Origin of the sequence: Sphingopyxis sp., from assembly GCF_035565275.1 — a bacterium.
GTDB lineage: Bacteria > Pseudomonadota > Alphaproteobacteria > Sphingomonadales > Sphingomonadaceae > Sphingopyxis.
This window is the reverse complement of sequence record NZ_DATMST010000040.1, coordinates 1-6,892: the sequence shown is the minus strand read 5'-3', so window position 1 is coordinate 6,892 and position 6,892 is coordinate 1. Positions and strand designations below refer to the sequence as shown.

At 66.6% G+C, this 6,892-nt stretch carries 9 protein-coding genes; 4 read left to right on the top strand and 5 right to left on the bottom strand.

Going from position 1 to position 6,892, the window contains the following annotated elements; all coding sequences use genetic code 11:
• Positions 1-488, bottom strand: a 488-nt coding sequence (locus tag VN047_RS02840; RefSeq protein ID WP_414712656.1) for an alanine dehydrogenase, incomplete at its 3' end; no start/stop codon positions are given.
• 158 nt (positions 489-646) lie between these two features.
• On the opposite strand from VN047_RS02840, the gene VN047_RS02835 reads away from it, so the two are divergent.
• The 4 genes from VN047_RS02835 (at position 647) to VN047_RS02820 (ending at position 4,314) form a co-directional block, all read left to right on the top strand.
• Positions 647-1,123 carry an Lrp/AsnC family transcriptional regulator gene (locus VN047_RS02835; RefSeq protein ID WP_325539824.1) on the top strand — a complete coding sequence of 159 codons (477 nt, stop codon included), beginning with the start codon at positions 647-649 and terminating at the stop codon, positions 1,121-1,123.
• 120 nt (positions 1,124-1,243) lie between these two features.
• On the top strand, positions 1,244-2,596 hold the full coding sequence (locus VN047_RS02830) for a methyl-accepting chemotaxis protein (RefSeq protein WP_325539822.1): 1,353 nt from the start codon (positions 1,244-1,246) through the stop codon (positions 2,594-2,596).
• A gap of 53 nt (positions 2,597-2,649) precedes the next feature.
• On the top strand, positions 2,650-3,342 hold the full coding sequence (locus VN047_RS02825; RefSeq protein WP_325539820.1) for an SDR family NAD(P)-dependent oxidoreductase: 693 nt from the start codon (positions 2,650-2,652) through the stop codon (positions 3,340-3,342).
• A complete protein-coding gene (locus VN047_RS02820; protein ID WP_325539818.1) occupies positions 3,343-4,314 on the top strand; it encodes a 50S ribosomal protein L11 methyltransferase in 972 nt (323 codons plus the stop codon). It abuts the gene before it with no gap.
• A gap of 2 nt (positions 4,315-4,316) precedes the next feature.
• Here the strand turns inward: VN047_RS02820 and phhA are convergent, their stop codons facing one another.
• The 4 genes from phhA to modA form a co-directional block, all read right to left on the bottom strand.
• Positions 4,317-5,186, bottom strand: a complete 870-nt coding sequence (gene phhA / locus VN047_RS02815; protein ID WP_325539816.1) for a phenylalanine 4-monooxygenase — start codon at positions 5,184-5,186, stop codon at positions 4,317-4,319.
• Between the two features lie 39 nt (positions 5,187-5,225).
• Positions 5,226-5,846 carry a molybdenum ABC transporter ATP-binding protein gene (locus VN047_RS02810; protein WP_325539814.1) on the bottom strand — a complete coding sequence of 207 codons (621 nt, stop codon included), beginning with the start codon at positions 5,844-5,846 and terminating at the stop codon, positions 5,226-5,228.
• Entirely contained in the window at positions 5,836-6,531 is a 696-nt protein-coding gene (gene modB / locus VN047_RS02805; protein WP_325539812.1) for a molybdate ABC transporter permease subunit, read from the bottom strand. Before modB ends, VN047_RS02810 begins: the two co-directional genes overlap by 11 nt.
• On the bottom strand, positions 6,531-6,892 hold a 362-nt coding region (gene modA, locus VN047_RS02800; protein WP_325539810.1), incomplete at its 5' end, for a molybdate ABC transporter substrate-binding protein. The genes modB and modA, both read right to left, overlap by 1 nt.

Here is a 6,892-nt window from a genome sequence, read left to right as displayed (position 1 = left end):
ACGCCGCCGAGCAGCACGCCGCGCCCGCCATGCGCCTTTTCGAGTGCGGTCGCGCCGGCCTGGATCGACATGCGGCCCGCGACCTGGCTCATCGGCTTCAGCAGCGGCAGGCCGCCGTGCGGGCTGGTAACGGTTTCATACGCGATGCACACCGCGCCCGATTTCATCAGATCGCGCGTCTGGTCGGGATCGGGCGCGAGGTGGAGATAGGTGTAAAGGATCTGGCCGGGGCGCAGCATCGCGCGCTCGACGGGCTGCGGCTCCTTGACCTTCACGACCATCTCGCAGGTGGCGAAGATTTCCTCGGCGGTCTGGACGATCTCGGCGCCCGCCTCGACATAATAACGGTCGTGCGCGCCGATGCCCTCGCCCGCGCCGGTCTGCACCAGCACGCGGTGGCCATGGACGACGAGTTCGCGCGCGCTCTCGGGGGTCAGGCCGACGCGATATTCGTGATTCTTGATTTCCTTGGGGGTGCCGATGATCATGGTCGCTCTCCGAAAGATATGGCGTCATCGGCGATGAATATAGCCGCCGAAAACTTTCGGCGCTTTTAGCAGGAAACGGGCGCGAGGTGCTTGCATATGCGCGTGCGATAGCGCATCGCGGTGCAAGATTTTTGCGCCATTGTCAGGTTTCATGCAAGATGATTGACCGAATCGATGCGAAGCTGCTCGACTTGCTGCAACGCTATGGACCGCGTCCGGCAGTCGAACTGGGCGACGCGGTCGGACTCTCGCCATCGGCATGCCATCGCCGCATCCGCGCGCTCGAGGCGACCGGGATCATTCACGGCTATACCGCACGGCTCGACCGCGAGCGCATCGGATTGGGGCTCGACGTCTTCGTCGACATCAGCCTGACCTCGCAGAGCGAGGAGGCGCTCACCGCCTTTGAGAGCGCGGTCAAAAGCTTCGACGAGATACTGGAATGCCAGCTTTTGTCGGGTGCGTCGGATTACCGGCTGCGCGTCGCTGCGCGCAGCGTCGCCGATTTCGACCGGCTGCACCGCCACTGCCTGTCGCGCCTGCCCGGCGTCGCGGCGATGCACAGCGCCTTTGCCTTGCGCACGATCAAGGCGTTCGAAGGCTATCCGGTACCAAGCGCCGAAGAATGCCGCTGACCTCTCCGGGTTAACGGCGCCTTTACCACTCGCATCGCATATTCCGTTCACCAGTTTCATGGGACGCATGCGGACGGCAGACCCGCGCGTCTTCGAGGCATCGATCAGGGAAGCAGGATCATGGTGAAGGAAAATCCGATTCATAAGCAGCAGATCGATCCGGTGCCGATGGCCGATCGCTTTCCCCTCTATGACCTCGACGGACGCCTTGCCGCCGATGCCGCCGAAATCCACGCCGTCATCGCCGGCCGCGAAGAAGCCGTCGCAAGAGCCTATTGGGACGCGTTCAACCGCCTGCCCGGCATTGACCGGCAGGTCGAGGGCGAACTGCTCGATTCCTATATCCGCGGCAGCGCGCGCCATACGTCGGTCAAATACGCCGACGCCGCGGGGCAGGAGGTCGCGACGATCGCCTGCCAGAATACCCATATGGCGCGGCGGGTGAAACTCCCGCTCGCGTCGGTGATGTCGTGCATCGCCGAAAGCCAGCGGCTGACCATCGAATATGTCGTCGAGGCGTGCCTCGGCGATGCCGAGCGCCTGTCCCGGCTGACGAGCGCGATCAACCGGCTCGGCCTGCTCGAATTCGACATCATGCATCGCTATGCGCAAAAGCTCGACCGCGCGGTGATTTCGAGCGAGCGGCAGACGCTCGCGGGCGATTTCGACCGATCGATCGCGTCGCTGGTGCAGGACACCGACGGCGTGCGCGATCAACTCGCCAAGCAGGCGGCGTCGGCCGACCAGGCGGCGAAGGGCATGATCGCGAAGACGAGCGAAGTCGCCGCGGCGTCCGAACAGTCGGCGATGGCGATGCGCGAGGCCGCATCGACCGCTGCGGGCTTGATCCGGGCGATCGAGGATGCGCGGAGCGAGGTCGAAGCCTCGGCAACCGTTGCAACGCGCGCGTCCGAACAGGCGGGCGAAGCGGTCGCGATGTCCGACGCGCTGTCGCATCACGCCGAATCGATCGAATCCATATTGGGCCTGATCCGCGAGATCGCGGGCCAGACCAACCTGCTCGCGCTCAACGCCACGATCGAGGCGGCGCGTGCGGGCGAATCGGGCCGCGGCTTTGCCGTCGTCGCGCAGGAGGTGAAGAGTCTCGCCAACGAAACCGCGCGGGCAACCGACGATATCGCGGGCAAGATCACCGCGATCCAGCAGGCGACGCGCGGGTCGGTCAGCGCCAACCAGTCGATCCAGGCCACGATCGTCGAGGTGCAGAATTCGGCGCAGCGCATTCGCGACGCGATGGACGCGCAGGCGCAGACGGTCACCTCGATCACCGCCGCGGTCGACGAAACCGCGCTCGCGGCCGACTCGATGTCGTCGACTATCGCGAGCATCCGCAACGATTCGGGCATGGTAGCAAGCGAGATCAGCGTGCTGAGCCAGGAGTTCGCCAAAATGGGCGGCCGGTTGCAGCAGCTCGAGAAGGCCGCGAGCGAATTCAGCCGCCGCGTCGCCTGACGCAGCCGCCGCACCCGCTTGGCAAGCCGTGCCCCGCTGCCTAAGGCGAGGGCATGACGACACATATCCTGATCACCGGCGCAAGCCGCGGCATCGGCGCCGCGATCGCCGAGACGCTGACCACGGAGCGGACGAAGGTCGTGGCGCTGTCGAGCGCCGACGGCGACCTATCCGACCCCGCCGTCCCCGACTCGCTGTGGCAGACGAGCCTCGACCGGCTGGACGGCCGCATCGACGTGCTCGTCAACAATGCCGGGGTGTTCGAGGCGAACCCGCTCGACGGCGGCGACGCCGACTGGCTCGCGGGCTGGAACCGCACGCTGCAGGTCAATCTGACCGCGAGCGCTCAGCTTTGCCGCCATGCGGTACTGCACTGGCAGGAACGCAGGTCGGGCGGCCGTATCATCAATATCGCGAGCCGCGCGGCGTACCGCGGCGACAGCCCTGCGCACTGGCATTATGCGGCATCGAAGTCGGGAATGGTCGCGATGACCAAGACGATCGCGCGCGCCTATGCCAAGGACGGCATTCTCGCCTTCGCGATCTGCCCCGGCTTCACGATGACCGGCATGGCCGAGGAGTATCTGGCGAGCCGCGGCGGCGACAAGCTGCTCGCCGATATTCCGCTCGGCCGCGTCGCAATGCCCGACGAGGTCGGCGAAATGGCGCGCTGGTGCGCCACCGAAGCGCCGGCGTCGATGACCGGCGCAGTGCTCGACGTCAACGGCGCGAGCTACGTCCGCTAAATGAGCTGGATCGTCTCCCTCCCCTGCACGCGTGACGAGGCCGAGGCGCTGTCGGGCGAAATCCCCGAACTCGACGCGCTTTCCGAGGCTCCGGTCGTGGTGACGCGCGAGATCGACGAGGACGCGGGGCTTTGGCAGCTCGATGCCTATATGGACGACAAGCCCGGCGCGGCACTGCTGAAACTGCTGCAATCGTTCGCGCCGAGCGCGAAGGGCAAGAAACCCGTCGTCGAGGAACTGCCCGAAGAAGATTGGGTGACGCTGTCGCAGCAGGGCCTCGAACCCGTGCGGGCGGGGCGCTTCTTCGTCCACACGAGCAGCTATGCCGATCGCGTCCCTGAGGGCAGCACGCCCTTCCTGATCGACGCGAGCCAGGCATTCGGCACCGGCGGGCACGACACGACCGCAGGCTGCCTGGCGATGCTCGACCGGCTGGCGCAGCAGGGCGCCAGCCCGCGCAATATTGCCGACATCGGAACCGGTACCGGGCTGCTCGCGTTCGCCGCGATGGCGCTGTGGCCGCGCGCAAAGACGATCGCGTCGGACATCGACCCTGCGAGCATTTTTGTGACGCGCGACAATGCCGGGATCAATAACGTGCCGTTGGGCCGCGGCGGCGGGCGGCTCGCGCTCGCAGTCGCACCGGGGACCAATCACCCGTCGATCAAACACCGCGCGCCCTATGATCTCGTCATCGCCAACATCCTCGCCGGCCCGCTGATCACCCTCGCCCCCGATATTGCCGCGGCGACTGCGCCCGGCGGCCATGCAATCCTCGCGGGGCTGATCGCGCGGCAGATGGAGCCGGTGCTCGCCGCCTATCGCGCGCAGGGTTTCCGCCTCGCCGCGCGCGGCGGCAGCGCTGAATGGCCGTGCCTGTTGCTGATCAAGCGCCGCCGTTACGGTTGGCGCCGCAAGGAACGCGCGTTCCACCGCGCGAGCCCGTCGGATGCCAGTTTCGGGAGCTGGTAGGCTTAAGCTTTCGCCGTCGCATAATCCTGCGTGCCGCGCGTGATCACCACATCCTCGGGCAGGAAATCGGCGATCGGGATCGGCGGCAGCGCCGCGTTTTTCGCATAAAGCGGCGCGAAATCGGTGTTCACCGTCGTGTCGAGCAACTGGCCCAAGCTGTCGATGACGAAATAATTCTGCTGGAAATCGTCGATCCGGTAATCGGTGCGCATCACGCGCGCGAGATCGAAACCGATACGGTTCGGGCTGTCCGAATCGAGCGCGAAGACGCTTTCGGCAAAGGAGGAGACGATGCCCGCGCCGTAGATGCGTAGGCCGCCGGCCTCGCGGATCAGCCCGAATTCGACCGTGTACCAGTAAAGCCGCGCGAGCTGTTTCAGCGCGTCGAACTTCAGGCTGCGCAGGCCGCCTTCGCCGTACGCGACCATATAATCGGCAAACACCGGGTCGGCGAGCATCGGGACATGGCCGAAGACGTCGTGGAAGACGTCGGGTTCCTGCAGATAATCGAGCTGTTCGGGGGTGCGGATGAAATTGCCCGCGGGAAAGCGCCGGTTCGCGAGATGGTCGAAAAACACGTCGTCGGGGACGAGCCCCGGAACCGCAATCACCTGCCACCCCGTCGCGGCCATCAGCCGCGCGTTGAGCTCGCGATAATCGGGGATGCCCGGCTTTTCGAGCCGCAGTACGTCGATCCCGCGCAGGAAGGCGTCGGCGGCGCGGCCGGGCAGCATGTCGGACTGGCGCGTGAAGAGGCGATCCCACATCGCATGCTCGTCGGCGGTGAAGGCGTCCCAATTTTGCGAAATCGTCCAGTCGGCCGCGACGCCCGGCGGCGGCGTATCATGGACATGGGTAAACTGGCTTTCCATGGGCAAGCTTCTATCATCAAAATGGTTTCAAGTGAAACTTTATTCTCCGATCTGCACCACCTGCGTCGCGAGCCGGTCGACCTCGGCGCGATCGTGGCTGACATAGAGGATCGGCAGCCCGAGCTCGTCGCGAATCCGTTCGATCACGACCATGATATCCTGCCGCCGCGCCGCATCGAGCGACGACAGCGGCTCGTCCATCAGCAGGATTTGCGGCCCGGCGAGCAGCGCGCGGCCGATCGCGACACGCTGCGCCTCGCCGCCCGAAAGACTTTGCGGCCAGCGATCGAGCAGATTGCCGATGCCGAGGAACCGGGTCGCTTCGTCGAGGCTCATCCAGCGGTGAGCCGGATCGGCGAGGTCGTGGCCGTAGAGCAGGTTCGCGCGCACGCGGCGGTGCGGAAACAGCCGCCCGTCCTGAAAGACATAGCCGACGCGGCGCGCCTCGGGCGGCAGGTCGGTTACGCCGTCGAACAGCATGCGGTCGTCGATGCGGATATGGCCGCGATCGGGCTTCAGCAGCCCCGCGACCATGTTCAGGATGCTGGTCTTGCCGGCACCCGACGGACCGAAGAGCGCCGTCAGCCCTGGCCCCGCGGCGAAACGCGCGACGATCATCCGGTCGCCAAGCCGCTTTTCGACGTCGATATCAATCGCCATGGCGCTGCCTTCCGGCATGGGTGCGCCGAACGAGCCATTCGGACAGCACGAGCGCGCCGAGCGACAAGGCGACCGACAGCAGGGCGAGGCGCGTCACCATCGCCTCGCCGCCCGGCACCTGCAGCGCCGAATAGATGGCGAGTGGCAGGGTGCGCGTTTCGCCCGGGATGTTCGAGACAAAGGTGATCGTCGCGCCGAACTCGCCGATCGAACGCGCAAAGCCGAGCACAAGCGCGGCGAGCACGCCGGGAAGCGCGAGCGGCAGGCTGATCGTCCGGAAGGCATGCCAGCGCCCCGCACCGAGCGTGCGCGCCGCGCCCTCGAGCCGACGATCAATGCCCTCGATCGACAGCCGCATCGCGCGCACCATCAGCGGCAGCGCCATGATCGCGGCCGCAAGCGCCGCACCGGTCCAGCGGAACATCAACGTCATGCCGAACCAGCTTTCGAGCCAGCGGCCGACAGGGCCGAACGGCCCGAAGGCGATGAGCAACAGCCAGCCGGTGACGACGGGCGGCAGGACGAGCGGCAGGTGGACGAGCGCGTCGACGAGCGTACGCCCCGGAAAGCGGTAGCGCGCGAGAATCCATGCGATGGCGAAGGCGACCGGCAGCGTGGCGAGCACCGCCAAGCCACCGACCTTCAGCGACAGCGCGACGATTCCCCACTCCTCGGCCGAGAGCATCAGGGCGCCGCGAAACCGTGGCGCGCGAAGATCGCGCGTGCCTGCTTCGACACGAGGAAGGCGCGGAATCCCGCTGCATCGGGGTGCCGCGACGCCTTCAGCACCGCGACCGGATAGCGGATCGGCGGATGGCTCGATGCCGGGAAGGTGCCGACGATGCGCACCGCCTTCGACGCGCGCGCGTCGGTCGCATAGACGATACCCAGCGGCGCGGCACCGCGTTCGACGAGCGCCATCGCGGCGCGGACATTTTCGGCGGGCGCCACTTTGGCGGCAACGCCGCGCCAGACGCCGAGCGCAGTCAGCGCCGCTTTCGCATATTTGCCGGCGGGCACCGCGTCGGGATCGGCGAGCGCGAGAC